This window comes from Peribacillus sp. B2I2 (assembly GCF_041261685.1).
In the GTDB taxonomy this organism is placed as follows: domain Bacteria; phylum Bacillota; class Bacilli; order Bacillales; family DSM-1321; genus Peribacillus.
Map to the genome: position 1 here is coordinate 4,369,215 of NZ_JBGCCB010000001.1, position 26,979 is coordinate 4,396,193.

Here is a 26,979-nt window from a genome sequence, read left to right on the forward strand (position 1 = left end):
AATATTAGCATATGTATTGGGAATCCGATGGCAAGTCCCACCAATGGAGAATAAGGCCCAGCGAAAGTAAAGAGCGATACAAGTGTAATAGTTATATATACAGAGATAATTAGTGCAATCAAATAAAATTCCCCTTTTTTAGCTAATTATAGATACCCATTTAGTTCCATAATTCCATTTACCAACAACATATTTTATCGTCAAAAAAACAAAAAAATTTCCTAAACAAGAATCAAATACGGCTGCCTATCCTGTTCAAGCTTTTCTTCTTAAACTCCCTTGCCCCGTTAGTTCTACAAAAAAATCAACATACCCTTTAACAGAGCTGGCTTAAAATATGTAATATATTTACACATAACCACTGGAACATCTGTTCTATTTATGTTATTATTATAAAAACAAAAAAAAGATCTGATCCTACCAAACGATTTGATCCGTAATTATAATTAAAGGTCGGTTGTATCCGCGGGCCTTACACGGTTGTACCGCTGAGCCGAGCCAATTGCTCTAGGGTGCCGGTAAAGACAGCTCCGAACTTCAGCTAACGCACCCATTAATTTAATAATCTGTTTAAATTTGAAAGGATTGAACCAACAATCTTCATCATTGACAATTTTCTTTTTTTCTTCAAAATCTATATTTAGCTTACTCTCTTGATACCTGCTGCCGTACTCACGATTATTGCTATGGTACTTACAAATCATACCCGGGTCGTTGTAAATGTGACCAAAACCTTATCAATTGTGCGAAATCAGCTAACATTTTTGATTGGGGCGATATTGTAATCGTATTAGAAGGAATAATGCGTGCAAATTCAACTTTTTATTCATAATGAAAAAGCTGCCTTAAAGACAGCTCCTATCTTCAACGCACCAGTTAACTCAATAACGATCGATCTACTCTCGGTGTTTTTCAAGCATTTGTTTTAAATATTCTTCAGATTTCCCCTTTGGTATACTGAGGCTTTCCCATTTATTGTTTTTTACTTGTTTACCAATATAAACAATTTGCCCAACATGATAAGAATAATGTGCAATTTGCCTCTCAATAGCCTCTAATACCAAATGCCCTTCTCCACGAATATATATTTTTTTAATAAATCTTGTTCACTTAAACCAGTTAATGTATCAATCAGGGTTTGCCAACCCTTTTCCCAAACAATTGTGAGCTCTGATTTTGAAGATATATCATCTGAAAATTCTTCGTCACGATTTCTATATTCCTTCTCTCCGTCTGTTGTTAAAAAGTCAGTCCACCTTGAAACCATATTTCCACTCAGATGCTTTACTATTATTGCGATACTATTTGACTCGTCATTATAAGTCCAATAGATCTCCTCTTCAGATAATTGGTTTATCGTTTTATCTCCAAGACCTTTTACACTTTTAAATCTTTCAATTACAATTTTTAAATATTCGTTTCCAATATTCATTATTCCGCCCCCACAAATTTTTTTAAAGAGCCTTCACAACTAAACTGCCAAGTTAGCTCCTATCCCCATTTCTTGATTTAATAATAATAAAAGACGGTCTCCGGTTTTCATTAATTAATTTCGGCATTTGCTCTAATCCAGTAGGGATTGATTGTGGTTCAATAATCTTTTCTACTACAAACCCATTATCTATAAGTGTATTTATTAAAGTTGAAATGGTTCTATGATATATAATCACACCATCAATATACCAATGTTGTTCCCTTTTTCCTTCTTCCTGGTAATTATCCAATGCCCAATGTAATTTAACCCCTTCATTATCGTGAATCCAATTATCCATCTCTTTTCGAGCTGTAACTATCGGATGTTCAGTTGAAAAGATAAATTCACCGTTCTTTTTTAATAATCCATTAATCTTCTTAATTAGGTTTGGGTAATCTTCTATGTAATGAATAGCCAAAGAACTTATGATTAAGTCGAATTTTTGATTTGGTAGATCCAGGTCTTCTATTGGTATACACATATAATCTATTTTCTCGTGATTGTTATCTTTTTTCGCTTGTTCAATCATATTTCTTGAAATATCTACACCTAAAACTTTCGAAGCACCGTTTTCTATACAATAACTTGAAAAATGACCAGTTCCACAACCTAAATCTAATATTGATTTTCCCTTAAGGTTTGAAATGGTAGATTTAATTGATGGCTGTTCAACAAAATCATTATAGGTGACACCACTCTCACGTAACGACGTATATTCATTAAAGAAAATCTGATTATCATAAATATTTTGTTTCATTCATTTCCTCCCCTGTTCTAGCATTAATCTATTAATATTAATTCTCGAAACATAATAAAAAGACCTCTTTTGCTTAGACCAGTCACCGATAGTTCCATAATAAAAAAGCTGCCTAAGGCAGCTACGATCCCCAGCTAAAAATAAATAAGAGCTGTCGAAACAGCTCTTCGGATAAATCTTATGCCTATGCTTACTTTTTCAAAACAGGAATCCAGATTTCACTTCGAAATGTTGGTGAGGTTACATCTTTATTTTCGTTCCAAAGGATTTCCGGCCCTTCGATTTGTTCATAGTTAGAGGATGGAAACCATTCGGAATAAATACGGCCCCATACATTTTGCAGTGTTTCAGGAAAAGGTCCGACTGCTTCGAATACCGCCCATGTAGATGCATCAACTTCAAGCTGTGTTAAGTTATCTGGACATTCCTTCGTTGTAGCTGCGCCGATATAATGATCAAGCTCCCCTTTTTCCTCCATCCTGCCTTCGGAAAAGTTCGCAGATGCACTAAGCAGTCCTGTTGGCTCGACATTCGAAAGGTCTTTAAGCTCATTTATCGTTTTCTCGTCTAAACTTTGCCACATGGATGCAATCTCTGGATTAACCCCGTTAAATATGATCGGAACTCTTTTTTTAATTCCAATAATGCGAAACGCCTCTTTTTCTTCAATTCGGTAGTTCATTTCGCTGCCTCCTTTAATGGATAATTGGAAGGACATCGGTGGAAAGGCTTTAAGTGAATGGCCATTACTTCTCGCTTCTGATGGTGTGATCCCATGCAAATGTTGAAACGCCCTTGTAAAAGAGTCCGGTGAGCTGTACCCGTACTTTATCGCTATATCAATGACCTTTATGGTGTTATCTTTAAGCTCAAATGCCGCAAGCGTAAGTCGTCTTCGGCGGATATACTCGGATAGGGAAATACCTGCCAGGAAGGAAAACATCCTTTTAAAATGATATTCCGAACAATAAGCTAGCCTTGCAACTTCTTTAAAGTCAATTTCATTCGTAAGATTGTCTTCAATGAATTTAATGGCGCCATTCATATTTTTGAGCAAATCCATTCAATGACCTCCCTTATATCAACAGAATAGCAGGAGTTGAAACTAATCATCCGACATTCTGTGCACGATTATGCAGGGTCTAATCCTACTTCAGCTAAACTTCAGTTAGTTTAAGTACAAGCCCTCACAATCTCTTTATAGACTTTCAATAAAAAAGCAACCTTTTACAAAAGTAAATGAAAACGATCACACTGTAAGTCATTTTATTATTTTTATTCATGTTCAGTAAGAAGAAGCTTTTCGTTCAAAATTCTTTAATTTGGGCAACCGCATTTTTTGATTGTTTAATCAAAATGGCCCTTTTATTCACCCCGAAATTATATTTTTTAACGAATCGCTGTCATATATCCGTTATATAAATCATCACATTTTTCAAGGCATTCTAAATATAATTGTCTGATTTCTGATATAGGACATAGTTTTATATAACTTTCATCTTTTATTATCCTAATTAGTGGGTTAATTTCATAATAATAACTATATTCTTGGTTTTCTTTATTTAAAATGCTTTTATATCTTTCTAAAATAGTTATATAAGCATCGTCAATTAACCTGTATTCACATTTGGCTCTCTCTTGTTTATAAAACGTATAGATTTCTCTTGCGAAAAATTCACTTTCCATAAAGAAGGAAGAACTTGCTGGCGAATAATAAAGATACTGATCTTGATAAGGTCTCTTACAAATCTGCATTCTATGCCAACTTTTAACTTCTTTATACTGATCTCCTAAAGCTTTATGATTATTCGATATCGTTTTTATTTGGAGATTCGATACATATTGAAAAATAGCAGAATTATTTTCATAGTCAGAAATCGTAGTTATAGAACACCAGCATATATAGTTATTATCTAATATCCCAATAATGCAGACCTCTTGTTTTGGACTAATGTATATATCAAAAGAAACTTCCTTATCATCTACTTTATAATTTGGAACTACACTATGATTTTGCTTGATCAAATTAAATCTTTCCATTTTAATTCCTCTCGTATCTTATATATACTGTTTTCCTGCATATAAGTAAGAATTGCTGCTTAAGCCCCTTTGCTCTATAAGAAAAGAGCAATTCGTCACTGTCCCTTAGAGAACTTTTGCACCTGCTAATGAAAATAACCTTATTGTTGATATGGGGATTTACGGACTTTTTGCATAAATAGCTCTGGATTATCAATCTGATTAAAACCGTATTTTTTATATAATGAATGTGCATCATTAGTAGCTAACATAAACCTGCGAACCCCTTCTAGTTCGGAATGGTTGGTGATAACATCCATTAACCATTTTGATAATCCCAATTTACGATAGTCAGGTAATATAAACACATCGCAAAGGTACGCATGGGTTGCTAAATCGGTTATTACCCTTGCAAATCCAACTTGTTCACTTCCTACATTACCTATTTCACCTTTATAAACCCCAAAGCATAAGGTCGTGTTTTCAATTGACTTTATTACTGTTTCCTTGGGTATCCCCTTTGACCAGTAAGCTTCTTGATTCAAAAAATTATGTATTAAATCTACATCTAAATACTTTTTATTAGTAGAAATCGAAAATCCCTTATTTACCCATATAGTCATTTTACATCCCCCTAAACTTTTTAATGTATTGTAATTATATCAAACCACTGATTTTAGTCTTTTGAACTAACATGCCGCGTTATTGGAAATAATTAAAAACTGACTCGATCTTCAGCTAACGCACCAGTTAGTTAAGTAAGGGTGTAAGGGCATTTTAATTACAACAGGTATATCTAAGTAATTCGAAACAAATATTATACATGTTGCAAGTCCAAAGGAGGTGGCTAAAATGAACGCACAACGAGCGGAAGAAATTGCTTCTTCACCAAATATGGTTACTGTAACCTATAATGAGGAAAGTATCTACATTGAGCACGTGGATGAACAAAATGGAACGGCTACAATCCATCCCCTTGATGATCCCAATAAAAAACAAAGTGTTTCTGTAACCAGCTTACAAGAACAGTAATTTCCTCGATTCAATAATAAACCACCACTTTCGGGTGGTGGTTTATTGTTCGGTTCAATTCAATTACCATCTTATTAATTAATCTATCCCCTATGCACCCGTTAGATGAACAATCACCACCTCTTCTATAGCACATCTTCATCAAAAGCGTAACAAAAAAAGCCAACATCAATTGTTGACTTAATCTATATATCGACATTCGAATTCCTATGGGCTAAGCAATCTTTTACTAACAGAGATAAACCATTTAATAGTATTACTTATATATTTCATTTTCCAATATAATCACTTTTTCCCCATTCGCTGCTTTCCCTATTTGTTTCGTATTTTCAACCAACCGAAAAATATTATCACAGCATTGTTTGGTGCCTATAATTAATAATGGTACACCTATAAAATCAATTTTTAATGCTCTTGATAAATATCCCCCTATGGACATGGCAATAGGTACAGTTGGTGATGTATTGGAGAATACTATTTTTTCGTTAAAGTGAAATTTCTCTTCTAGTAGTAAAGTCAATTCTTTTAATGCTGGAACAACAAGTTTGTCTCTTTTATGTCCAATTGTATAAACTGAGTTGCCCTCTTCATCGGTCCCGCGAAAAATTAGCTTTCCAAATTCTTTTTTTGTTAATTTATTGAAATATTTTACATGTAATATTTCTTCCGAAGTTAGTTTTCTTTCCGATTGAGGTAATTGTTTTAAATGATATGCGGCAGCCAAAGACGTGGTATGTGTACCCCCATAATCATTATAGATATACATCATGAAATCATCCCTAATAGTTTTATTTAATACTATTATGGTCAGATACTCCATTTCCAATTCGGCTGGTTATTTGCCTCCCCATGCTAGAGATGGGAAAGAAAAATTTATTAGCTTCTCATTGATTGTTTCTTTTTTAATCGAGGCAGGCAAAACTGTGTTCCTGACATCAGCGACCGTTTTAAGGTCAAAGGATTCTATTGCTTCCCCTTCTTGGTTCATGATTGAGAGAATTCCATCATTGCTCGTTTTTAGACTGGGTATATCATTAATTAAATGAGTATAGTATAAGTCTTCGTTCAGCGTGTAGGAATTAGAGTAGTCCGCTGAATACAGTATGCTTTTTTTATCAATTTTGGCTGATATAAAGTTTTCAAAGGCATAGCTGAATAAAAGCTCAGTATCAGAATAGGCAACCTTGTCCGAAGGAGCATTTAGAGTGACGGCAATCAAGTCCTGTTCTCCTCTAGTAGCAGTAGAAATCAAGGTGTAGCCGGATTTACTGACGAAACCGGTTTTCCCGCCGGTTATTCCCTTATAGGGTAGTTCGCCTTTTAACATTTTATGATGGGTAACTAGAGTTGTGTCCCATGTTTCCACTTCCCATGGTAACTCCTTCTTCCCAAGATATTCACGGAAAATTTCATTTTTCATTGCATATTGGGTAATTTTCGCAAGGTCACTTGCTGTAGTTACGTGGTTTTTGTCAAACAATCCATGGGGGTTCGTGAAATGAGTATCGGTGACATTTACTTCTTTTCTTAAAAACTCATTCAGATCTTCCATGAACAGTTTTTCACTACCAGACATATGCTCGGCAATAGCGATAGCTGCATCATTTCCGGAGTTGATTAGCATCCCTGCAATTAATTTGGAAAGCTCTATTTCCTCCCCAGGTTCAATGAATACCGAAGACCCGTCTGCCTCCGCTGCTTTTTTGCTAACAGTCACCAGTTCATTCTTATCCCCGTGTTCTATAGCATATATAGCAGTGGCAACTTTCGTTAGACTGGCTGGATACATACTTTTATCCATGTTTTTTTCGTATAATACGTTTCCACTTTTCGCGTCAATAATGATCCCGGCTTCACTATTGAGAGGTAAGTCAGATTCTGCACTTACAGTCGTAGAGGCGAAAGGGATTAAAGCCAAAATGAAGATGAAGAAAAACTTTTTCATATGCCGCTCCTTTAATGATAGTTAAATCCTATATAGTCATAATAAAATAAATCTGAATGTTTAGAGATGGATTATTGAAAATGAAATAAAACAGTAATTACCCTTTAATAATTTTGGAAACATTTCGGGTAATATCTTTCATTTTCTTTCCTGATATAACTTTATAAGGGGTATTGCCCTTTTAGTGGGAGTCTCCAACTAAATAAAAAAGATTTCCCTTTTAAATAGTTTTTTTGTAAATCACCCAATTAGGGGATCTGTGTGTTTTTTTATCTTGATGGCGATGGATCCTCCTGCATGACAATATCTTTTCATGAAAAAACCCTTCAAACTGAAGGGCTAGTTACTTTTTAGATGCTTGATCATTTCTTTATGAAATATTCATGTCCATGTATTTCGGACCTGAATTTTTTACAAGCTTTATTTAAACCTATCTTCAATTATCTGTTATGTTTTCATTTTCATACCTATTAACACACATTCCACTTTTACAATCGGTTTTCTTGATAATATAAATATAATGGTTACAGGTATGACTAATAAAACATAATATTGGCCACTTTCTTTGATCCAATCATAAATAAATGAGTTATAAACATATTCCAAAATAAACATATGAAAAAGATAAATAACCAATGTAATGGATCCTATTTCAGTAAAAAATGTATGCTTTTTAGGAACAATACAAAAAAAGCAATAAGTTGCTGCTCCCATAATTAAATAAACGATCAACTTATATATAAAACCGAGGGCAATGGAACCTTCCATTAATTCCTTATAACCTAAACGGCCATAAAACCACTCTCTCCAAGTAATTTCACCATAGAAATAAATACCGGTAAAGATTAACCCCAGCACAACCCAGCCGATTAGGGCATTACTTTTCTTTTTAACCCATTCAAAATGATCTTTTTCTAAAAAATGTCCAATTAAAAAGAAAGGAAAGAAAAAGAACGTTCTCGACAAACTTAACCATTCATTTACTTCACCAATGTAACCAATTATTAGAGATACAATTATCGAAAAAACGATTCCATATTTCCTGGAGGAAAATATAAACAATAATATATTCCAACAGAATAAGCTTATTAAGAACCATAAGGCCCACCTTGGAGTCAAAATGGAGAATTCAATTGGTTCATCAAATAACTTCTGATAATAGAAGGTATAAATCACCTGGAATATTACATAGGGAATTAATATTTTCTTTATTAGCACCCAGAGGTCCTTTTTACTTTTTATCTTTCTTGAAAAATAGCCGGATACTAAAATAAAAGCTGGCATATGGAACGAAAAAACAAACAAATAAATAGTTAAAATCCATTCGTTTTCTTCTACCATTCGAGCTAATGTGTGTCCCAAAACCACTAGTACGATTAAAACAGCTTTCGCATTATCAAAATAAGGATCACGTTTCAAAAAAATCTTACCTCCTATAAAGAAACTGCTAGTTATATCTCCTAATCCTCAATTATGGTTTGAATGAAAAAACCGGCTCTCCTCTAATAAAGGATTGCCGGCTTTTTACTAAAGGAACTTCATTGGAGTATCTACCATAACATAGCTTGTTTACAGTATGGTTAATGGAAAATAACAGTTTGATAACAGACAGAGACTGAAACCAAATTCCACCGCAAATGCGGCCTTCTTATGGCGCTAACGCACCCGTTTAGTGACTTGCCGGAACAATCAATCACCTTCCAACATTTCAAAACTCCAAACAGTTCCAGCCGTTTTCGCCTTACCAAAACGGGTAGTGTATTATATAAGCATGAGTATGATAAACGTCTCTCTATAGGAGGAATGTTCATGAATCCGGTCATTTTATTTGATGGTGAATGCAACTTTTGCGATTCGAGTGTCCAGTTCATTATCAAGCGGGATCCACAGGGGCTTTTTCATTACGCTTCGCTTCAAAGTGAGGCTGGTCAAGAGTTGCTGAAGAAGTACGATGTTCCTGCAGATATAGATAGCATGGTGCTGATTGAAAAGGATCAGGCCTACTATAAATCGTCTGCAGCCTTGAGGATTTGCCGCCGCTTAAAAGGGGCATGGAAATTGCTTTACGGTTTCATCATCGTTCCAAGCTTCATCCGGAACTTCGTTTATGACTTCATTGCCAGAAACCGTTACAAATGGTTCGGTAAGAAAGAAGAAAGCTGTATGCTTCCATCGCCAAGTGTTCGAAAGCGGTTTTTATAATAAGACCTAATCGAGAAGCAAAAAGGACTTCAAAGTATTCGAGGTCCTTTTTGTTTGTTGTATTAGAAATGGTCAAAAAAAGGACGATCAGCGATCATGGCTTTTCGTCCTTTTCATTGTGTAAATGTGGAGTATCTCCATAAATGATTCGCCGTAGGATGCGCCATCATTTCGAGCCCTTTGTTTTCCGCTTGGTGCAGGGGTTGCCAGTTTGGGGCATCTGCCTCCTTTAGGTAGACTTCGTGATGCGGTGCCTGATCATGATAGCCGGCTATATTGATTTCGCCATTTCGATAAAAGGTCCCGATCACTTTATAATCCACGGCAGGAGAAATGATGATTGGGTTGCCTACAGAGTGTGTCAGTTGTATCGTCGTTTTCTCATGATTGGATAACACGTGCTTCACTACAATGTCTTCATCGGATGCCACTCCTTCTTCGAGGAAATCCCCATCATGGTTGTAGGCCTCACTCTTCCCGACGGCTTTGGAAAATTCAATCTCGGCTTCCTTCTCCTTTTCGTGAATATACACATCGACCCTAGTCCGGTAACGGGATGATTCAGGATCAAACCCGCGGTTGTCACCTTTAAAATATGGAACCTTTGAGGCAAGATTGGGGTTTTTCAGCCATTCTTCCGGTAAAAAGGTGGAATAGCGCAGCTGCCAATTTCTTTTCTTTTTACCATCCACATCGTTTTCAACTGACTGTAAAAGCTGTTTCACAGGTCCTATCTTTTTGGTATTCGTTATTTCCTCGATCGCTGCCTGTGCTTGGGAAGAACCTTTTTTAAATGCTCCGACAATACTCGCCAAAAGGGATTTCACCGCAAAGGACTCTTGCTCTGAAAGTGGCAGGGGCCGCTTCGCTTTGATGGTGTAGGTGTATGCTTGATTTTCACTAATGCTCCGATCACTGAAGGAACATCCATCCACTTTCCCAACCTCCACGCCGTTCCGGTAAACCCTATACTCCTTTATCCCTTTGATGGTCTCCCATTCCAGGCTGGTTTGGCCTTTTGCGACAATCGTGGTGAACACCAAATCCAAAAGGATATTATCCTCTTTTTTATTCTCGGCGGTCGTTGATGTCTGTATCTTCATCCTGTTCACTGCCTGTTCTTTTTCATTCAAGCTATCTATCGTGTACGTATAGATGGTCCCTGGAGTCAAACCCCGATCTGCAATACTTGGCTCCGAGCCGCTGTAAATGAGCTCTTGCCCCCTATATACCCGATAGAAGCCACCTTCATCAGGCCACCTAAGCTTAATGGCATCCTTTTTCCTTTCGATCTTACACATCAATGAAGCCGTTTTGAATACCGCTTGATGCTTCCGCTTATTGGAAATGAGAAAAGCGATTCCCGCAAGACCAAGAGCAAGCAATGAATGCCGTGCAGTGAATGTAACTCCGCCCACTTTTAAACAGGGAATTGAATAATGAGCGATCAACTTCTTCATCACCTCTTCCTTTTCTAGGTGTTATTTCTTTACCCCCTTTAAACTCCAAGCACACTTTGCAATGTGCTGTGATAGGCATTTCCCCGGGACACGATGTTGAAACAACATAAAAAAACCGAGGGAATGGTTACTTCCCTCGATCATTTATGTGTTTTACTGATTTTTCCTTCTATTTTAACGGCGGCTTTTTTCCCCGCCTTTGCGTCCTGCTTCTTTCCGGCTCATTTTCCCATTACCGGAACCGTCAGAGCTGCCGTCGCCATCTCGTTGATTGGCCCGTGCCTCTCCGCCTTTTTCGCCGATTTCCTGATAGAATTCCTTACCATGACTTTCGGATGTCGCTTCTCCGCCTTTTTGGCCAATCTCCTGATAAAATTCCTTATCATGATTTTCGGATGTCGCTTCTCCGCCTTTTTGGCCAATCTCTTGATAGAATTCCTTACCATGATTTTCGGATGTCGCTTCTCCGCCTTTTTGGCCAATCTCTTGATAGAATTCCTTATCATGATTTTCGGATGTCGCTTCTCCGCCCTTTTGACCAATCTCTTGATAGAATTCCTTATCATGATTTTTGGCTGTTGTTTCTCCACCTTTACGGCCTGCTTCTTCACGATTCATTTTACCATTGTTGTTAGTCATTAAAAATTCCTCCTTATTATTTGGATTTTCCATGAACTAGCTACATGTGTCATATACCCGCTTGAACGGCTATAAAACTAGAATCTACAAATACTTCAGGTCGCTTCTTCTATTTAACGGCGACTCTTTTCCCCGCCCTTGCGCCCTGCTTCTTCCCTGCTCATTTTTCCATCATCGGACCCATCACGTTGATTGGCCCGTGCCTCTCCGCCTTTTTGTCCAATTTCCTGATAGAATTCCTTATCATGGTTTTCGGAAGTGGCTTCTCCGCCTTTTTGGCCGATTTCCTGGAAAAATTCCTTATCATGATTTTTGGCTGTCGCTTCCCCGCCTTTGCGGCCAGCTTCTTCCCTACTCATTTTTTCATTGTTGTTAGTCATTAAAACTCCTCCTTATTATTTGGATTTTTCATGAACTAGCTACAGTTTTATGTATACCCGATAGTTTCGGTATAAAACTAGAATCTATTAAAACTTTGCCATTTAAAAGGAAGAGCATCATGAATGATATCACTCATGATGCTCCCCGATTTTCGTTAACCTGACTTGGAAATCCCTTCTCGCAAGCGATTTGGCAGCTCCACAAGCGTCTCATTCAAAGTATCCAATTTCGTTTCAATCCTATGAAGCAAATAAAGGGTAACAATGATCGGGAACCCAATATCACTGACAAATGGCAGGATTTGATCCACTTTTCATTCACCTCACTTCCAGGGCGTCCTACAAAGATGACCTTCCCCCGTTAGATAAGTTCCACTTCCTCGACATTCCGCTCGACAACGCGCGCCGCTTTCAAATCTACGAAATCCCCGGAAGATGTAACGAACACATTCCCCGCTATCACTTTTTCCATAGCCAGTTTAACCGTATTTACACTGACCGGCTCCTTCGGATTATCAACAGAAATCGTCGCTGACTGCCCTTCCTTCGTAACGAAAATCATTTCCAGTACTTTAGCCATTTCATGTCACCTCCCCTCTTCCAACTTTTCAAAAGCCAATTAGCCAAACAATGAATACGTATCCACTCGAGTCACTTCGCCCATTGGATAATTCTGCACACTCGCGATTGCAACAGCTGTCGAAAATAACTGATCTGCCGTCGCATCGACCTTGATGTTTGAAAATGACCTCCGCCTGAAAACGAGAGCCCCTTTTTCATTTAACCCCGTCTCAAAATCGATCCGCAACGTACTTGATACTGGAATCTGGTTTGCCATGCCACTCACCCCCTTTCACACTCTATATAAACTTTTACGGGATGAAAGTAGCATGGCCTTGAAATTTCTTAATTAAGACATAAAAAAAGCCGCTCATCATTTGAGCAGCTCTCTTTATCAGTCTTCTTAAAAACCATATTTTTTACTGTTTTTCAGGAATGCCTTTAAAACAATATCCACAAATTCTCTACTGGCCATCATCTATTGTCTTCTTCTCTCACTAAAAAATCTTCCTCAATTATTAGCGGTTTTTCCACAAAATTAATTCTTCTCATTATTTGTTGTATTACTCTCGGAAAAAAGTAAGCTCCAAAGAAAGCACAGATAAAAGCCTGGGACCAAGTTTTTAACCATGTAGATAAGAATATATGATCATAACCCCTATTTATTGAGACTAATATAAATGAAATAAAAAAGGACATACAAAAAGCCATTAATAATGCAAAAATAATATTTCTGTATTTAACGTTAATATTCATTATTTTTCTACTTCAACTCCTGATCTAATAGGTTCCTTGATATTTTCAATTAATTCAACAAGTGAAACATTACTTCCCAACCGTTTTACGTAGTCCTATTCACAACTATATTTTATTTCTTCCATTTACATTAGTAAAACCAATTTTTATAATAGATCTATTAGGATTACTAATGTAAAGGGGTTAGTGAGGTTGAATTCGTATTATGCTTTTATCAAAACCATAGAAACAGGCAGTTTTACAAAAGCTGCTGAAGAACTTGGCTATACTCAGTCCGCCATTAGCCAAATGGTGCATTCATTGGAGGAAGAGCTTTCTACCACTCTTATTTTACGTTCACGAAAGGGTATTACACTGACACCGGATGGCGAGGAATTTTTGCCCTATATCAGGAAGATTTGTAATTCACATAGGGAACTGACTGAAAAGCATAAAGAGATGGAAGGACTGCAAAGTGGCCTTATTCGAATTGGCACCTTTTCCAGTGTTACATGTCATTGGATACCAGGATTGATCAAAGATTTTAAGGAACTTTACCCAACTGTTCATTTCGAATTACATCAAGGAAATTATACGGAAATCTCAAACTGGATTAAAGAAGGCAGCGTAGACTTTGGCTTTGTGAATTCAAATGTTTCGGATCTAACTACGATACCCTTGCAAGAAGATGAAATGCTGGCTGTATTGTCAGAAAATCATCCTTTAGCATCATCCACAAAAGTCTCATTGAAAGAATTGCTAAAAGATCCTTATATCCTGCTGGATGAGGGAGTTATAAATGAACCTTTAATAGTTTTTAAACAGTACAATTTTGAACCTGATACACAATATCGAGTATATGATCCCTATGCGATCATGTCCATGATTGAACAAGAGCTTGGCATTTCGATTTTACCGAAACTTCTCTTAAATAGATGTCCCTATAATATTGTGACGAAAACTATCACTCCTTCTATTATTCGAACAATTACTTTGGCATACAAGGATAAAAGGGTATTGCCAATAGCAAGTAGGTATTTTATTGACTTTATTATTGAAAGGTATAGGGAAGCTAGATAAAAATGCTCAAAACTGCGTTATCTATAAATGGAACCTTCGTATTCTACAATAACGCTGGATTAAAAAATCCAATAAATAAAGCCTTAATTCGCTTCGATTAGATGGTTTGGTTTTATTTAGAAGGCACTGCAGTTTGCAAAAAGCAGTGCAATTGTTGGAATGGTACAACCAGACATTTAGCCTTATCCCTTCCCGATTGCTTAAATCCAAGAATTTTTTCTGATTAGAATACCGTTTTTGCTTTTCATTTTATTTTTCCTTTAAATTATTTTTTTATAACTGACATTTTTGATGTGAAGTTAAATTCCATTTGGCTTTAAATGGAATGTCATGTTCGCCTTTTCTGGGAAATAATAATGATGAAAGGAAGTGGATGTTGGATGTCATTAGAATGGTTTGACAGAGTAAGCGGGGAATTGCAGGATCATCTTAAATCAATTTGTGAGAAATACGACCGCAATGGCAGCATGATCGTGGAACGCGGGTCTAAGCATCCACGCATCGAATTTTATACAGAGCTGGATGACGATGAGAGAGATTATTTTTCCACGCTGTTTTTCGATCCGTATAATGAGGAATTTTATATGGAATCCTTCGATCCGGATTTAGGGCAGATTAGCAAGGTGATCCTTTCAGATATTGAAGATATCGTCGATGCTGTCCATGAAAGCTTCCATAATTATTTGGAAGAGGATGACAACGATTATGAATTTGAATTGGATGATGAGTATGATGAATCTTATGATACAGACGGCGGCGAAGAATCCGATGTATACGAAATCGATGTAGATTGGGAAACGCCTGAAGTGACCGCCTATATCCAGGATAATGAAGTGGAGGTCACCTATCAATTCGGCATCGTGCAGGAAACGGGTGATGGCGTGTTGAAACGGATCAATCGAATTCGGACAGCGGATGATGACTTGATAAAGGATGAAACAAATTTCATTTTCAGCAGGGAAGAAGCTAGCACGATCATCGCCATGATAGCCAGTCATATGGATTCACTTAGTGAAATGGAGTAAAAAAAACCAACAAAACCTTGTCCATGATCATCATGGACAAGGTTTTATTAAATAAGAAGCAGTTCATATACCTCCGACAATTGAGTGACCCGTTCCGTATCACTGACTTCCTTTGCATGCTTAATTTCCTGGGGAAGAATATGGTTAAGCAGACTGGATTCTTTACCAGTAAGCTTATTGACGAGTTCTTCTTCAGAATGAAAATGTCCACTTTTGATTTTATTATAAATTTCCTGCGCTTCAGGATATTGGTCCGTATAGTTAGACAATATCTCGCGTAAGTAACCAATCGTACGATCCATCTTACCATCCCTCTCGAATGTTAATTTTTAGATGCTTCATTTATAACTTCCCCCATTATTTGCTGATAAATTCCTCTGTTGACCCCAAAAAAGGGATATCCAAATTGGATATCCCTTCTTTTTAGGGTTTTACTCGTAAGTTTTGGGGATTTACTCGTGAATTCTTTGCTTTTACTCGTGAGTTTTGGAGTTTTACTCGTGAATTTCAAGGATTTACTCGTGAATTCGTTATTTATACAATACCAAACCAAGAATAGAGGGCAATGATCACAAAGACAGCCAATGATTTAATGATGGTAATCATGAATATGCTTCCATATGACTGTCTATGCGTTAATCCTGTGACGGCAAGCAGGGTGATGACGGCTCCGTTATGCGGAAGTGTGTCCATGCCTCCTGATGCCATGGCGACGACACGGTGCATCACTTCGGGTGAGATATTTGCCGCAGCGATCGCCTGATTGTATTTATCGGCCATTGCGCTTAATGCAATACCCATTCCCCCTGATGCCGACCCTTCTACAAACTGAAGCAGTGGATTTCGGATGTGAAATCTCACTGCTTTTAAGCATTCATTCAAAAGTTTCTTTAGTTTCGTATCAATGTAGTTTTATCTTTCAGCTTATTTCATAGTATTAAAAGATTGAATCCAAAAACTAAGGAGACTCGCGATGAAAGCAATGATATGCACGAAATACGGTTCACCCGATGTACTGGAACTCAAAGAGGTAGCAAAACCAACTCCCAAGGACAATGAAGTTCTGGTAAAGGTCCATGCGGCAACAGTGGCTTCAGGGGACATAAGGGTCCGGAGCTTCAAGAGCCCTTTCTTGTTATGGCTGCCGATGCGGATCTTCCTGGGTCTTAGAAAACCGCGAAAACCGATACTCGGAGTGGAGTTGGCCGGGGAGATAGAGGAAACAGGGAAGAATGTGAAAAAATTCAAACAAGGCGACCAGATTTTTGCCATGACTGGCATGAATTTTGGGGCACATGCCGAATACACATGCTTACCTGAAGACGGGCCCATGGCACTGAAGCCTACTAATATGACCTATGAAGAAGCCTCCGCCGTTTCTTTTGGGGGAACGACAGCCCTGCATTTTTTCAGAAAAGCCAATATCCAGGACGGACAAAAAGTCCTCATCTACGGTGCATCCGGTTCGGTTGGCACTTCCGCGGTACAGCTTGCCAAATACTTTGGCACAGAAGTTACCGGAGTATGCAGTGCCGCTAATTTTGAATTGGTGAAATCATTGGGAGCCGATACGGTAATTGATTATACGGAAGAGGACTTCACGGAAAGACAAGAACGATATGATATCATCTTTGATGCAGTCGGGAAAAGCTCGAAAGCCAATTGCAAGAAGGCACTAACCCCGAACGGGCGATACGTGTCCGTTGAAGGACAAGGAATAGCAAAGGTACTTTCGGAAGATTTACTACTCCTCAAGGAGCTAATCGAAACTGAAAAGTTAAAATCAGTCATTGATAAACGTTACCCGCTGGAACAGATTCCCGAGGCTCATAGATATGTGGAACAAGGCCATAAAAAGGGAAATGTAGTTATTACTTTGGTTGATCATGATAAATCCTGACAAAACATTGCACATGTTTTAACTACCTTTTTGGACATGAAAATACCCCTTAGACAATGGATCTAAAGGGGTATGTCGTAACGTGATTCGGATGTCATTATGAAAGGTGTCCTTTTTTATATTGAAACTTTAACCAGATACAAACGTATATGGAAGATATGTATCAATTTCTGGAGGACTCAATGAATATAGATGCAATCGTACGATTAGTTTTAATGTTAGGGATTCCGGCCTTCATGATGTGGCGGGGTTATAAAAAGATGTCAGAAGATGAACGAAATGACCTGAAGACTGATGTTACGAGTAAGCGTTTTATCGCTACATATGGTTTAGTCGCACTTAGTTTCGTATTCTTGTTGGTCGAACCAATTTTTGAAATGACATGGATGAAAGTGATTAGCGGCGTGCTTTTTTCTATTGGAATGATAGTGAGCAGTGTCTTTATATGGTTGAACGCTTCATCAAAGTGGAAAGCAATGCTTGGTATCATCTCTTCAATGATCGCTTTAGCCATCTTTTTATGGGCGATTAACTAAATAGGTGCACCCTTTGCACCTATTCTTCTATCCTGTAATCATTTTTCGCCCTATTCATTAATGAACGAAAATTCCTCATTTTTCTATTTAAAAAACATTCCAGTTGATTGGAACGGAAGGTACGAGACTCCTGCGGGAAAAGCGTGTCCAAGGGAGACCCTGCAGCCGAGCGGCGAGGAGGCTTCCGGACCGCCCGCGGAAAGCGAGTGCCCTACGTTCCAATCAACGATCAGATTTACAACCCCTCATTAAGAAAACCATAGTCTTGTTTTAAAAATTATGGTTCGTGATGAGACACTTCCGAATCTTCTATCTCTGACCTTGCCTTTAAATTATACTATTCGAAAAGCATCCACATAATGATTGTGTCCAAGCCCCCACTAAAACCCCATTTACCTTGTAAGAAATTGGCTTTTTTATCGACCCTCCCCTTAAATACGAACATTAAAACAATTTTATATTTAAACGTTCACTTTTTTATTGATTATCTATCATTTGTTTGTTATATTAGCAAAGTAATAATCGTAATTTACTCGTATATGCTCGGAAATATGGTCTGAGCGTTTCTACCTGGTTCCCAGTGAAAGAACTAGACTACGAGTTAAAGTATTCGGCTGCCCGCTTTCTTGAGCAGCTAATGATTTAGCATTATAATCATTTTGCTTAATCATCTTTACTTTGACTATCGTAGGTCTAGAAGGCAGTAATCATTCTGCCGTTCTGGACCTTTTTCTTTGACCGCAACTGCGAGTGTATCAAACAATCGAATAAATATGTTTTAAGGAGAAATTATATGAGAAAAAACATGTTCAAAAAGTACACTCTATTAGGAATCCTTACATTACTTTTCGTGTCGGTGATTGCAGCATGCAGTTCTGCTTCCAAAAATGAAACGGCCGAAAAAAAGACTCAAAGGCCTATCATGATTCAAGGTCCAATGCCGATCGAAGCTGAAAATTTCGCGAAAAGGTTAAAAAATGTCAAAGAAGAAAAATCAGGAGATTTTGTATTTTACATTGGAACTTTAGACAATTATCCTGTAATCGTTGCAAAAACAGGTAAAGGGATGGAAAACACAGCTGCCGCTACAGCATTGGCCATTGAAAGATATAACCCCATTGCCATCATCAATCAAGGAACATCAGGCGGACATGATCCAAGTTTAAACGTTTTTGATGTTGTTTTAGGAAAAAGAACGGTAAACCTAGGTTCATTAAAAACGGCAGATAAAACTGAAAACCAAGGAATTGATCCAACCATTTGGAAACCAATGGACCTAATGGCTTCTGAAGGAAGTGCAGGAGAAGATCCTAACGCTGAAAAACCACGCTTTTACGAGGGAGATAAGGATTTACTCGCAGCTGCTCATGCAGTTAAAGATACCTACACAAAAGGTAAGGTTGTCGATGGTACTATCGGTTCTGCAGACGTTTGGAATAATGAAGTGGATCGGATAAAGTGGTTCCATACGAAATATGGTACATCTGTTGAAGAAATGGAAGGAGCTTCGGCAGCACAAATCGCCAAAGCTTACGATGTTCCCTTCTTAGGTATACGAGTGCTATCCAATAATAAAGTGAATGGCGGTAAATATAACCCTAATACAGCAGCAGCCAATCAAGAATATGTGTATGAAGTAGTCAAAAAATATATCTCTGCGATGCCAAGCAAATAAGATCGGGCTCGGAGCAAAAAGAATTAGAATCTTTTTGGTCAACTATCCCTATAATGAAATAGAAGAAGAGCACATATTATATACGATAATATGTGCTCTCTTTTATTCGCGGATGCCCAAATTAACGGACTATTTTTTTGTGGTTATATTGATTCTTCCTCGTTACAAAAGGTTAAACTGAGGCTATTCAATGTGTAAATTCTAGCGGTAAAAATGAATAAATCACTGTAGTTATTTTCTACGTATTCTTCAATGATGCCCATTCCTTTCCTGAATCTATCTACTAATAACGTAGTGTAGTTTTCATCCCAGGTAAACCGATTGATCCGTTTAAGTTCATCGGCCAATACTTGAAACTTAAACTCCTCAACAAGAAGCTTTAATTGATACAATTTATCTCTATTTAAACAAAAGCAATTGTTTTCATTTTCATGATTTTCCCGAACGAATGTAATGAAACCATTTATGTTTTTAGCCAACATATTCGCTATTTGCATCTCGTAGTTCATTTCTCCATCACCTCAATTTCCAAAATCCAATATATGAAAAGTGTATGATTTGAAATGATATTTTAACACCAACAATTATTCTTTAAAGATAGATTTCCTTGCTATACTGAAAGTTCTAATGGAATATTACTGGTCATGATGACAATGACCATTACCGAGCCACCTCTAATTAAACTTGCTTTAATATTGATCGACAAGGTATTGCATACACAAAGAAACCTAGAACTCGCCCGCTAAATAGGGAATTCCATTCCAAATTTCCTTATTTTACTAATTTATTCCTTGACATTATATATATTGAATGATAGGTTAAAAGTAACAGAACCCACCACGCCTCTTAACAATGCGGACCAAGGTGGGTCATTTTATTTATTCAAGGAGAAATGTATGTATGGATCCTGAAAAAGATAAGCCGACTGGAAAACTCCCCACTACGTATAAAGAACAAGTGGAATTATATAGGAGCAAAAATTTACATGTAGAGAATTCTGAAAATACAGAAAAAATATTACAAAGGATTAATTATTATCGTCTATCTGCTTACGGACTAACTTTAAAGGATCCAATTAATAATGATCAATATGTAAACGGAGCATCATTTAATAAATTACTATCATTATATGAATTTGATCGTAAATTAAGAGTATTGCTTATAAGTGTATTAGAAACTATTGAAATAGCCTTCAGAACTCATACTTCTTATGAAATTGCCCATAGATTTGGACCTCTGGGCTATAAAGATAAAGAAAACTTTATTAATGAAAAATTTCATAAAGAATCTCTGGATGAATTGGACAACTTAATTAAAAAAAGTCGTAAAGGTGAACTATTTATTCAACATCATTACAAAAATTATGATGGTAACATTCCTATTTGGGTGGCAATAGAAGTGACTCCGTTTGGCTTCCTGTCTAAACTATATCGAAATTTAAGCGAAGATGTAAAAAAACACATAGCAAAAATATATTATAACGTTCCTTATCTATACTTAGAAAGTTGGTTGCAAACATTATCCAATGTTCGAAATGTCTGTGCTCATTATGGACGGTTATACAATAAAAAGTTAACTTTTAAGCCACGCTTGTTTAAAGAAGAAGGAAAAAAATTTGATAACAAATTTACATTTGCTGCAATATACATTATTCAAAGATTATTGACCAAGGACGAAGGGCGAAGATTCATTACTGATTTACACGCACTTATTTTAGAGTATGAAGATAGCTTAGAATTCCCACATATTGGGTTCCCCTCCGATTGGGATGAACTTTTATCTAAAATCAATAATCAAAAGTCTTAATTGTAAAAAGATAGGAATGACAAACTCTTACTAATAGACCCAGGTTTATAAAATTGGCTTTTTTCCACAACAGCTTTCTAATTCTCCATAAACTACTTCCCACACAAAAAATGCCCCCTTTTCCAAGGGGACAATCTTACTTTTTCGTTATCACATCGAATCCAGAACCAAAGATACAAGCAGGCCGGCTGCAGTGAATATGCCCGTGATCGGTCCTCCTTCTTCATATGCTTCAGGCATCATCGTTGACGCAATCATGGCGATGATCCCGCCGCCTGCAAAGGCTGCCATCGCTGCCAGGACATATTCCGGGGCATGATCGAGAAATAGATAGCCCGACATCGAAGATAAAGCTGAAATGAGCATTACGGAAAACCACAGCAGCATGATTTTCTTCTTTGAATAGTCACTTTTAAGCAGACCAGTTGTACTGGAAAGTCCCTCAGGGATATTACTGATGAAGATGGCAATGATCAATAGCCAGCTTACCGAGCCACCGCTTATTAAGCTTGCGCCAATCATGATCGACTCCGGTATGGCATCCATCACCGTCCCAATAAAAATGGCTAGGCCCGCTTCTTTTGAAGAGCTGTTATTGGACCGTTTCCTTTTATTCGCACCTTTTTTGGAAACAAGAATATCCAAGCCAGTAAACACGGCGGCTCCTGTTATGAATCCAATCGCCGTTGCCCAGATTCCTCCATCCCGCACCGAATCAGCAAGCAGCTCATATGCTGCTGCACCTATCAATACTCCCGTACCAAATGCCATTATATAGCCAATGATGTTTTTCTTTATCGGAATGAAGATGGCGGCAAGTGCGCCAATCAGGACAGCAGAACCCGAAACCCCTCCCCAAAAGACCGCATTCCACATGCTACTCCCCCATTTCCTTTTTATAGGATAGTGTACCCTGGTTGATGTTGGGGTAAACGGTGATCCGGGAATAGAGGCGGTAAGCGCTTTTTTGCAAATCCCCTCAAAAAAAAGCAGTTATAAATCCCTGCCATGGTAAATGCGTATGAAAAAATAGTAGAGCCGATCCGGTTATCCCATAAGGATTCCTATGGATTGAGGCTCTGAATCTCTGCCTTATATGACTGATATTTGAGGCTTTCCTTCTTCTCTTTCACTAACCTTTTCAATTTTATCAACAAACATTTGGAAAACCTTTCTCTTCTCTTCCAGCTCTTTTATCGATTCTTTCAATTCGTTCAACTTTTGTTCAAAAGGTTTATGATAGAGCTCGCGGATGTTCCGAATAATTTCATCATTTATAGTGGATTGCACAACTTGTTTGGTGATATTGAATTTATAGGAATAAACCTGAAGGTCACGCTTAACTTCTTCATACTCTTTTTCTATCCCATTTAACACATCACTAATTTCTTCATTCCATTCAACTAAAGCCTTTTTCACATGTTCCTCCACCTTTGTTCCCCCTCTTTAACTAACAAAATCCGTCTCCATAAAAACTTATTTTATCAAAACTTCATTTCGGTTTCTTTTCTGCTTAGTTACTTAACAAATAAGTTTTATTAAAAAAAGATAACAGCCTGTCATGGTCTTGTGGCAGTTACGAAACACTTTTTAATAATTACATAGAATGTAACATGACAACTATAACATTTGGAGGTGTTCAGACTGATTCATACAGTTAAACCAGGTGAAACACTGACACAGATATCAAGGGACTATCGGAAACCGCTATCGGCAATCATCACTGCCAACCCGTCCATAAATCCAAATGTCATTTACCCTGGTCAACCCATTTTTATACCTGGTTTTCCTCCTGCCGATACCATTCCATTTCAAATCGATGTGTCCGTTAACAATCGTAAGCTAAGGCTGCTAAAAGATGGAGTCCTGCAAAAACAATATCCGATTGCCGTTGGAAGAATGCTGTTCGGTACACCAGTAGGACAGTTCATCATCATTAATAAAGCCCCCAACCCTGGAGGCCCATTCGGTACCATGTGGATGAGTTTATCAAAAGAACACTATGGCATTCATGGAACGAATGATCCCAGCTCGATTGGTAAAGCTGTCTCAAAAGGCTGTATTCGCATGCATAATCGGGACGTGGAGGAATTATCAAGAATTGTTCCAATCGGGACAACGGTTTCGATTCATCCTTAATGTGTGCAGTGCAACCTGTACACTTTTTTACACTTTGGATTCCCTTATCAACATGCGCAGCTTTGTAATATAACCATTAATAAAAACAGCCTAATCCACAATGGGATTAGGCTGCCAATACTTAACTATTTAATTTACCAGCTTTAATCCAACGACTGAAAAAATAATACCAAGTATGCACAACATTCGCATCCAGCTCGCTAATGCCCTTCTTATCACTGCTTTATCAAAAGAACGCACATTTGGTGCTGGTCAACCCCTTTAGGACAACCTTATTCAGTGATGCCAGTTGTTCTTTATATCGGAGCTAGAACGTTTTTATGACCATTATAGCTAAGTTTTCATACAGGAATATACTGTAATTGTTTTGAGAGTTTTTTCCTAGTTACTCTTACTTTTGATTATACTTTATGAAAGAACTATTGCCACTCCAGAATGTTTATGTTTTTTGAGAAGCTACACGTATTAAAAGCCGGCAACTAGCAAATACACGTTACCCCAATATTTTTTTGTGAAAAATTCAAAAGAGCTGTTCAGCGCTTAGTTCGAGTATTGCATTCCATACCCAATTACCCACCTTGGTGCAAACGACCAGCCTGAAGCCATTATTCAAGGAGTGGGTTTTGCGCCCTCAAATCTAAGATAGGGAATGGAAAAATCCAATTTAACGAATCCAACAGGTTCAATCATACAGGGATTGATGGGGAATGTTATTATGAGTTGCCCGGTATTAGGATTGATGGGGAATGTTATTATGAGTTGCCCGGTATTAAAAAGATCTATACTTTGGCCAATTGTATGTTTTTATAATTTGTTATGGAGATTTCTTTAATTTCAACTAAGAATTTGCTCATGCGCACGTGAATAAGCAAAAGAAAACCTTCGGTGATTATGGGACTAGAGTAGTTCGCTATAGAAAGATGTATTCGTTTCCAACGCAAGCTAAGTTTGTTCCTGGTGTGGCTCTTATACTGGACATTGATAATACGGAGAAAAATTAATTCCAACTTATTTTTAGAAAAAATTAACCGTTTTGAAAGAACCCTGGCAAAGCACATAATTTTTTTACATATCGGGATAAATTAATATCAAATTAGGGCTGCAGAGTATAGAATAACGTTAATATTTTTCTATAGTTACTATAGGACTTTCTTTTATAATCAATACGTGTGACCCTATGTAAAACAAAGCTTTAGATAAGCAATTGAATGGGCATCGGCATTTTAGTAGGCGCCTTTTGCGTTGGCAGCCATACTTTATTAAATGAAGATAAGGTCATTTTTCTGTGCAGAGTAACTAAAAAATTCATCAAAAGAAATGAATAAACGTTTTTTCATGTCTTTATAGGGAATGTTTTTATAAAACGGCTTAGAAAGGTTGTGGCCGAATGGACAAAATGTCAAAAGAAACTAGAAGCAATATTATGAAGTCCATAAAGTCAGTATCTCAACTAGAAAACATCATTTCGCGCGCATTATGGCAACGTGGCTATCGTTTTAGAAGAAATGCTAAGACCCTTCTCGGCAAACCAGATATATCTATAAAAAAGTATAAAGTGGTAATTTTCATTGATTCGTGCTTCTGGCATTTCTGTCCCATTCACGGTAGGATTCCCAAGAGCAATACAGATTATTGGAATGCCAAGTGCACAAAAAATAAAAACAGGGATGAAAAAGTCAATTCTTTCTACAAAGAGAACGGCTGGAACCTTCTGCGTGTTTGGGAGCATGAATTTAAAGAAGATTTTAATTCAACCATTGAATCCATTGCAGGTTTTATTGATTCAGCCAGAAAAAATCTATAAAATAAACATTTTAAGCAGTTCAACCAGTAATAATCCAAGGGAATACAAAACACACCACGCCCCATTTCTTCCATGATATTCTTAAAATTTTTTGGTATGCTAAAAAGAAAGAAGGATCTGATCCTTCTTTCTTTCAAGAATATATCCAGTCTGTTTCGTGCGTGGCTCCAGGAAATTTGCTCGGAGTCTTTTTATATTTAACGAATAATTTGCGGACATGCATCAATATTTCCTCTTGAATAACGAAAGTTGTAAAAATTCCCAACTCTATTAGCTGAATTTGACGCTGGCCTTTTTGTTTGAAATTTGTTATTATAACAAGAGGGGCAACAGGAGGTTGTTTAAATATGAATATAAAACTAGAAGTAAAAGGAAGAGGCAAATTTAAGCCTGCGCCAAACTATTCTATAGATGATGTAAAAAGTGTGTTAATGGAGAAAATATTTGAGGAATCTTCAAGAATTATCGATTCTCATGATGACCTTGAAGTTATTAAAAAGGTTGATTTTCGCACTGATAAAATAAACGTGCTTAGCTTGTTTTCTGGCTGCGGCGGTCTTGATCTTGGCTTTGAGTTAGCCGGATTGGCTGCAGCTATCGGGGAAGACGCAGCTCTTGAAGCATTTAAAGATAAAGACCTTTTTAGTGAATTAAGAGAAAAAAGTATTTTTCACACCATATATACTAACGATATGTTTAAAGAAGCCAACCAATCCTATAAATTGAATGCTCCTGCCCATGTTGTGCAGCATGAAAAAGACATAAGGAAAGTAAAATACTTTCCAAAATGCAACCTTATTTTAGGTGGGTTTCCTTGCCCTGGGTTTAGCGAAGCTGGACCGCGGTTGATAGACGATGAACGCAACTTTTTGTATTTGCACTTTATAAGAAGCCTGATCCAAGCGCAGCCTGAAGTGTTTGTTGCAGAAAATGTAAAAGGTATGATGACACTGGGCAAAGGGGAAGTTTTGAAACAAATAGTAGAAGACTTCGCTTCTGCAGGCTATAATGTCCAGTTCAAGCTGTTAAATGCCCGGGACTACGGCGTTCCTCAGCTGCGAGAGCGCGTCATCATTGTCGGGGTAAGGAAAGATATAAATTTCACTTACGAGTATCCGACCCCTACACACGGGAAAGGCAATAACCTTCTGCCATTTAAAACGTTAAGCGAAGCGATTGGGGATCTAAAAGAAGATCCAGGACCATATTATACAGGGTCATACTCATCAATTTACATGTCTCGAAACAGGAAAAAGGGATGGGATGACCAAAGCTTTACAATCCAGGCGTCTGGAAGGCAAGCCCCCTTGCATCCTGGCGGTTTGCCAATGCAGAAGGAAGGGACAGACAAATGGTTTTTCCCTGATGGGGAAGAAAAGAACCGGAGGCTCTCTGTAAAAGAGATAGCAAGGATTCAAACATTCCCGGATTGGTTTAAATTTAGCCAGGGAACAAGTGAGAAAGCATCACTTAACAATAAGTTAGACAAACAATATAAACAAATAGGCAATGCCGTTCCCGTTTATTTGGCAAAAGCAGTGGCAATGCCTATTGCGGACTGGGCAATAGAATACTTAAAGAAGTCTCCTAATGAACAAATCCAAAGAGAAAATGAAGAGTTTCAATTAAATCTTTTTTGATAAAACTACTTGCAATAATTGAATGAACTGTACCCCAAATAGCGCAACTCTTTAAAAAGGCTCTATTCAAGAGCGCTGAAACAGTGCATAAAAAAACAAAAGGCTGAGGCACTGTATATAGTAGCGCCTCAGCCTTTTAATGCCTTTTCCATCATTTTTACCCATTATTC

29 protein-coding genes, 2 pseudogenes and 1 riboswitch are annotated in these 26,979 nt (G+C 37.5%); of the genes and pseudogenes, 11 read left to right on the plus strand and 20 right to left on the minus strand.

Annotated elements, in window-relative coordinates:
- Positions 1 to 896 precede the first annotated feature (896 nt).
- The 5 genes and pseudogenes from ABIE66_RS21655 to ABIE66_RS21675 form a co-directional block, all read right to left on the minus strand.
- Positions 897 to 1,432, minus strand: a pseudogene (locus tag ABIE66_RS21655) (DUF1572 domain-containing protein).
- 52 nt (positions 1,433 to 1,484) lie between these two features.
- Positions 1,485 to 2,231: a class I SAM-dependent methyltransferase gene (locus tag ABIE66_RS21660; protein ID WP_370016245.1), complete on the minus strand. Its 747-nt coding sequence runs from the start codon at positions 2,229 to 2,231 to the stop codon at positions 1,485 to 1,487.
- Positions 2,232 to 2,421: 190 nt separating this feature from the next.
- Positions 2,422 to 3,294 carry an AraC family transcriptional regulator gene (locus tag ABIE66_RS21665; protein WP_370016246.1) on the minus strand — a complete coding sequence of 291 codons (873 nt, stop codon included), beginning with the start codon at positions 3,292 to 3,294 and terminating at the stop codon, positions 2,422 to 2,424.
- 326 nt (positions 3,295 to 3,620) lie between these two features.
- Positions 3,621 to 4,271, minus strand: coding sequence for a hypothetical protein (locus ABIE66_RS21670; RefSeq protein WP_370016247.1), 651 nt, complete (start codon positions 4,269 to 4,271; stop codon positions 3,621 to 3,623).
- A 140-nt stretch (positions 4,272 to 4,411) separates the two neighbouring features.
- Positions 4,412 to 4,873, minus strand: coding sequence for a GNAT family N-acetyltransferase (locus tag ABIE66_RS21675; RefSeq protein ID WP_370016248.1), 462 nt, complete (start codon positions 4,871 to 4,873; stop codon positions 4,412 to 4,414).
- Positions 4,874 to 5,102: 229 nt separating this feature from the next.
- Here ABIE66_RS21675 and ABIE66_RS21680 point away from each other — a divergent pair, with 229 nt between their 5' ends.
- Positions 5,103 to 5,282, plus strand: coding sequence for a small acid-soluble spore protein H (locus ABIE66_RS21680; RefSeq protein ID WP_054399815.1), 180 nt, complete (start codon positions 5,103 to 5,105; stop codon positions 5,280 to 5,282).
- A gap of 256 nt (positions 5,283 to 5,538) precedes the next feature.
- On the opposite strand, the gene ABIE66_RS21685 is transcribed toward ABIE66_RS21680, so the two are convergent.
- The 3 genes from ABIE66_RS21685 to ABIE66_RS21695 form a co-directional block, all read right to left on the minus strand.
- Positions 5,539 to 6,051: a DUF3189 family protein gene (locus ABIE66_RS21685; RefSeq protein ID WP_370017097.1), complete on the minus strand. Its 513-nt coding sequence runs from the start codon at positions 6,049 to 6,051 to the stop codon at positions 5,539 to 5,541.
- A 66-nt stretch (positions 6,052 to 6,117) separates the two neighbouring features.
- Positions 6,118 to 7,227, minus strand: coding sequence for a D-alanyl-D-alanine carboxypeptidase family protein (locus ABIE66_RS21690; protein WP_370016249.1), 1,110 nt, complete (start codon positions 7,225 to 7,227; stop codon positions 6,118 to 6,120).
- A gap of 447 nt (positions 7,228 to 7,674) precedes the next feature.
- Positions 7,675 to 8,646 (minus strand): acyltransferase family protein, encoded by a 972-nt coding sequence (locus ABIE66_RS21695; RefSeq protein ID WP_289326263.1) that lies wholly within the window; start codon positions 8,644 to 8,646, stop codon positions 7,675 to 7,677.
- A 390-nt stretch (positions 8,647 to 9,036) separates the two neighbouring features.
- Here ABIE66_RS21695 and ABIE66_RS21700 point away from each other — a divergent pair, with 390 nt between their 5' ends.
- Entirely contained in the window at positions 9,037 to 9,429 is a 393-nt protein-coding gene (locus ABIE66_RS21700) for a thiol-disulfide oxidoreductase DCC family protein (protein ID WP_289326264.1), read from the plus strand.
- A gap of 113 nt (positions 9,430 to 9,542) precedes the next feature.
- Here the strand turns inward: ABIE66_RS21700 and ABIE66_RS21705 are convergent, their stop codons facing one another.
- The 7 genes from ABIE66_RS21705 to ABIE66_RS21735 all read right to left on the minus strand — a co-directional run bounded on the left by ABIE66_RS21705 (position 9,543) and on the right by ABIE66_RS21735 (position 13,225).
- Positions 9,543 to 10,889: a DUF3238 domain-containing protein gene (locus ABIE66_RS21705; RefSeq protein WP_370016250.1), complete on the minus strand. Its 1,347-nt coding sequence runs from the start codon at positions 10,887 to 10,889 to the stop codon at positions 9,543 to 9,545.
- A gap of 174 nt (positions 10,890 to 11,063) precedes the next feature.
- A complete protein-coding gene (locus tag ABIE66_RS21710; protein WP_370016251.1) occupies positions 11,064 to 11,528 on the minus strand; it encodes a KGG domain-containing protein in 465 nt (154 codons plus the stop codon).
- 113 nt (positions 11,529 to 11,641) lie between these two features.
- Positions 11,642 to 11,908 carry a KGG domain-containing protein gene (locus ABIE66_RS21715; RefSeq protein WP_251432644.1) on the minus strand — a complete coding sequence of 89 codons (267 nt, stop codon included), beginning with the start codon at positions 11,906 to 11,908 and terminating at the stop codon, positions 11,642 to 11,644.
- Positions 11,909 to 12,063: 155 nt separating this feature from the next.
- Positions 12,064 to 12,219 carry a YvrJ family protein gene (locus tag ABIE66_RS21720; RefSeq protein WP_289315092.1) on the minus strand — a complete coding sequence of 52 codons (156 nt, stop codon included), beginning with the start codon at positions 12,217 to 12,219 and terminating at the stop codon, positions 12,064 to 12,066.
- Positions 12,220 to 12,269: 50 nt separating this feature from the next.
- Positions 12,270 to 12,488, minus strand: coding sequence for a DUF2922 domain-containing protein (locus tag ABIE66_RS21725; RefSeq protein WP_289326268.1), 219 nt, complete (start codon positions 12,486 to 12,488; stop codon positions 12,270 to 12,272).
- Between the two features lie 39 nt (positions 12,489 to 12,527).
- A complete protein-coding gene (locus ABIE66_RS21730) occupies positions 12,528 to 12,746 on the minus strand; it encodes a DUF1659 domain-containing protein (protein WP_289326269.1) in 219 nt (72 codons plus the stop codon).
- A gap of 197 nt (positions 12,747 to 12,943) precedes the next feature.
- Positions 12,944 to 13,225, minus strand: a complete 282-nt coding sequence (locus tag ABIE66_RS21735) for a DUF2798 domain-containing protein (protein ID WP_370016252.1) — start codon at positions 13,223 to 13,225, stop codon at positions 12,944 to 12,946.
- Positions 13,226 to 13,417: 192 nt separating this feature from the next.
- On the opposite strand from ABIE66_RS21735, the gene ABIE66_RS21740 reads away from it, so the two are divergent.
- Positions 13,418 to 14,284, plus strand: a complete 867-nt coding sequence (locus ABIE66_RS21740; protein ID WP_370016253.1) for a LysR family transcriptional regulator — start codon at positions 13,418 to 13,420, stop codon at positions 14,282 to 14,284.
- Positions 14,285 to 14,664: 380 nt separating this feature from the next.
- On the plus strand, positions 14,665 to 15,309 hold the full coding sequence (locus tag ABIE66_RS21745; protein WP_289315088.1) for a hypothetical protein: 645 nt from the start codon (positions 14,665 to 14,667) through the stop codon (positions 15,307 to 15,309).
- A gap of 47 nt (positions 15,310 to 15,356) precedes the next feature.
- On the opposite strand, the gene ABIE66_RS21750 is transcribed toward ABIE66_RS21745, so the two are convergent.
- Positions 15,357 to 15,611 (minus strand): sigma-G-dependent sporulation-specific acid-soluble spore protein CsgA, encoded by a 255-nt coding sequence (locus tag ABIE66_RS21750; protein ID WP_289315087.1) that lies wholly within the window; start codon positions 15,609 to 15,611, stop codon positions 15,357 to 15,359.
- A gap of 232 nt (positions 15,612 to 15,843) precedes the next feature.
- Positions 15,844 to 16,134: pseudogene (locus tag ABIE66_RS21755) on the minus strand (GntP family permease); the annotation flags it as partial.
- A gap of 148 nt (positions 16,135 to 16,282) precedes the next feature.
- On the opposite strand from ABIE66_RS21755, the gene ABIE66_RS21760 reads away from it, so the two are divergent.
- From ABIE66_RS21760 to ABIE66_RS21770, 3 genes are all read left to right on the plus strand, one after another.
- Positions 16,283 to 17,209, plus strand: coding sequence for an NAD(P)-dependent alcohol dehydrogenase (locus ABIE66_RS21760; RefSeq protein ID WP_370016254.1), 927 nt, complete (start codon positions 16,283 to 16,285; stop codon positions 17,207 to 17,209).
- 182 nt (positions 17,210 to 17,391) lie between these two features.
- Positions 17,392 to 17,745 (plus strand): hypothetical protein, encoded by a 354-nt coding sequence (locus tag ABIE66_RS21765; RefSeq protein WP_370016255.1) that lies wholly within the window; start codon positions 17,392 to 17,394, stop codon positions 17,743 to 17,745.
- Between the two features lie 513 nt (positions 17,746 to 18,258).
- Positions 18,259 to 18,362: riboswitch (purine riboswitch) on the plus strand.
- A 176-nt stretch (positions 18,363 to 18,538) separates the two neighbouring features.
- Complete coding sequence (locus ABIE66_RS21770) at positions 18,539 to 19,420, plus strand: 5'-methylthioadenosine/S-adenosylhomocysteine nucleosidase (protein WP_289326275.1); 882 nt, start codon at positions 18,539 to 18,541, stop codon at positions 19,418 to 19,420.
- A 143-nt stretch (positions 19,421 to 19,563) separates the two neighbouring features.
- Here ABIE66_RS21770 and ABIE66_RS21775 read toward each other — a convergent pair whose 3' ends face one another.
- Positions 19,564 to 19,929 (minus strand): hypothetical protein, encoded by a 366-nt coding sequence (locus ABIE66_RS21775; protein ID WP_289326276.1) that lies wholly within the window; start codon positions 19,927 to 19,929, stop codon positions 19,564 to 19,566.
- Between the two features lie 391 nt (positions 19,930 to 20,320).
- Between ABIE66_RS21775 and ABIE66_RS21780 the strand changes: the two genes are divergently transcribed.
- Positions 20,321 to 21,226 (plus strand): Abi family protein, encoded by a 906-nt coding sequence (locus ABIE66_RS21780; RefSeq protein WP_370016256.1) that lies wholly within the window; start codon positions 20,321 to 20,323, stop codon positions 21,224 to 21,226.
- A gap of 150 nt (positions 21,227 to 21,376) precedes the next feature.
- On the opposite strand, the gene ABIE66_RS21785 is transcribed toward ABIE66_RS21780, so the two are convergent.
- A complete protein-coding gene (locus ABIE66_RS21785) occupies positions 21,377 to 22,102 on the minus strand; it encodes a ZIP family metal transporter (RefSeq protein WP_370016257.1) in 726 nt (241 codons plus the stop codon).
- A 216-nt stretch (positions 22,103 to 22,318) separates the two neighbouring features.
- Positions 22,319 to 22,657 (minus strand): hypothetical protein, encoded by a 339-nt coding sequence (locus tag ABIE66_RS21790; RefSeq protein WP_057276953.1) that lies wholly within the window; start codon positions 22,655 to 22,657, stop codon positions 22,319 to 22,321.
- 213 nt (positions 22,658 to 22,870) lie between these two features.
- Between ABIE66_RS21790 and ABIE66_RS21795 the strand changes: the two genes are divergently transcribed.
- The 3 genes from ABIE66_RS21795 to ABIE66_RS21805 all read left to right on the plus strand — a co-directional run bounded on the left by ABIE66_RS21795 (position 22,871) and on the right by ABIE66_RS21805 (position 26,809).
- Entirely contained in the window at positions 22,871 to 23,365 is a 495-nt protein-coding gene (locus tag ABIE66_RS21795; RefSeq protein WP_370017098.1) for a L,D-transpeptidase family protein, read from the plus strand.
- Between the two features lie 1,387 nt (positions 23,366 to 24,752).
- Positions 24,753 to 25,169: a very short patch repair endonuclease gene (locus ABIE66_RS21800; RefSeq protein WP_370016258.1), complete on the plus strand. Its 417-nt coding sequence runs from the start codon at positions 24,753 to 24,755 to the stop codon at positions 25,167 to 25,169.
- A gap of 347 nt (positions 25,170 to 25,516) precedes the next feature.
- On the plus strand, positions 25,517 to 26,809 hold the full coding sequence (locus tag ABIE66_RS21805) for a DNA cytosine methyltransferase (protein WP_370016259.1): 1,293 nt from the start codon (positions 25,517 to 25,519) through the stop codon (positions 26,807 to 26,809).
- The last annotated feature ends 170 nt before the right edge of the window (positions 26,810 to 26,979 follow it).

What these genes read in the sequence shown, in the direction of transcription:
- ABIE66_RS21745 (WP_289315088.1), top strand. Translation starts at nt 14,665, where the DNA reads ATGTCATTAGAATGGTTTGACAGAGTAAGCGGGGAATTGCAGGATCAT.
- ABIE66_RS21710 (WP_370016251.1), bottom strand. Translation starts at nt 11,528, where the DNA reads ATGACTAACAACAATGGTAAAATGAATCGTGAAGAAGCAGGCCGTAAA.
- ABIE66_RS21735 (WP_370016252.1), bottom strand. Translation starts at nt 13,225, where the DNA reads ATGAATATTAACGTTAAATACAGAAATATTATTTTTGCATTATTAATG.
- ABIE66_RS21715 (WP_251432644.1), bottom strand. Translation starts at nt 11,908, where the DNA reads ATGACTAACAACAATGAAAAAATGAGTAGGGAAGAAGCTGGCCGCAAA.
- ABIE66_RS21750 (WP_289315087.1), bottom strand. Translation starts at nt 15,611, where the DNA reads ATGGATCGTACGATTGGTTACTTACGCGAGATATTGTCTAACTATACG.
- ABIE66_RS21685 (WP_370017097.1), bottom strand. Translation starts at nt 6,051, where the DNA reads ATGATGTATATCTATAATGATTATGGGGGTACACATACCACGTCTTTG.
- ABIE66_RS21705 (WP_370016250.1), bottom strand. Translation starts at nt 10,889, where the DNA reads ATGAAGAAGTTGATCGCTCATTATTCAATTCCCTGTTTAAAAGTGGGC.
- ABIE66_RS21730 (WP_289326269.1), bottom strand. Translation starts at nt 12,746, where the DNA reads ATGGCAAACCAGATTCCAGTATCAAGTACGTTGCGGATCGATTTTGAG.
- ABIE66_RS21785 (WP_370016257.1), bottom strand. Translation starts at nt 22,102, where the DNA reads ATGTGGAATGCGGTCTTTTGGGGAGGGGTTTCGGGTTCTGCTGTCCTG.
- ABIE66_RS21780 (WP_370016256.1), top strand. Translation starts at nt 20,321, where the DNA reads ATGGATCCTGAAAAAGATAAGCCGACTGGAAAACTCCCCACTACGTAT.
- ABIE66_RS21670 (WP_370016247.1), bottom strand. Translation starts at nt 4,271, where the DNA reads ATGGAAAGATTTAATTTGATCAAGCAAAATCATAGTGTAGTTCCAAAT.
- ABIE66_RS21725 (WP_289326268.1), bottom strand. Translation starts at nt 12,488, where the DNA reads ATGGCTAAAGTACTGGAAATGATTTTCGTTACGAAGGAAGGGCAGTCA.
- ABIE66_RS21660 (WP_370016245.1), bottom strand. Translation starts at nt 2,231, where the DNA reads ATGAAACAAAATATTTATGATAATCAGATTTTCTTTAATGAATATACG.
- ABIE66_RS21675 (WP_370016248.1), bottom strand. Translation starts at nt 4,873, where the DNA reads ATGACTATATGGGTAAATAAGGGATTTTCGATTTCTACTAATAAAAAG.
- ABIE66_RS21700 (WP_289326264.1), top strand. Translation starts at nt 9,037, where the DNA reads ATGAATCCGGTCATTTTATTTGATGGTGAATGCAACTTTTGCGATTCG.
- ABIE66_RS21760 (WP_370016254.1), top strand. Translation starts at nt 16,283, where the DNA reads ATGAAAGCAATGATATGCACGAAATACGGTTCACCCGATGTACTGGAA.
- ABIE66_RS21770 (WP_289326275.1), top strand. Translation starts at nt 18,539, where the DNA reads ATGAGAAAAAACATGTTCAAAAAGTACACTCTATTAGGAATCCTTACA.
- ABIE66_RS21800 (WP_370016258.1), top strand. Translation starts at nt 24,753, where the DNA reads ATGGACAAAATGTCAAAAGAAACTAGAAGCAATATTATGAAGTCCATA.
- ABIE66_RS21765 (WP_370016255.1), top strand. Translation starts at nt 17,392, where the DNA reads ATGAATATAGATGCAATCGTACGATTAGTTTTAATGTTAGGGATTCCG.
- ABIE66_RS21680 (WP_054399815.1), top strand. Translation starts at nt 5,103, where the DNA reads ATGAACGCACAACGAGCGGAAGAAATTGCTTCTTCACCAAATATGGTT.
- ABIE66_RS21775 (WP_289326276.1), bottom strand. Translation starts at nt 19,929, where the DNA reads ATGAACTACGAGATGCAAATAGCGAATATGTTGGCTAAAAACATAAAT.
- ABIE66_RS21805 (WP_370016259.1), top strand. Translation starts at nt 25,517, where the DNA reads ATGAATATAAAACTAGAAGTAAAAGGAAGAGGCAAATTTAAGCCTGCG.
- ABIE66_RS21665 (WP_370016246.1), bottom strand. Translation starts at nt 3,294, where the DNA reads ATGGATTTGCTCAAAAATATGAATGGCGCCATTAAATTCATTGAAGAC.
- ABIE66_RS21690 (WP_370016249.1), bottom strand. Translation starts at nt 7,227, where the DNA reads ATGAAAAAGTTTTTCTTCATCTTCATTTTGGCTTTAATCCCTTTCGCC.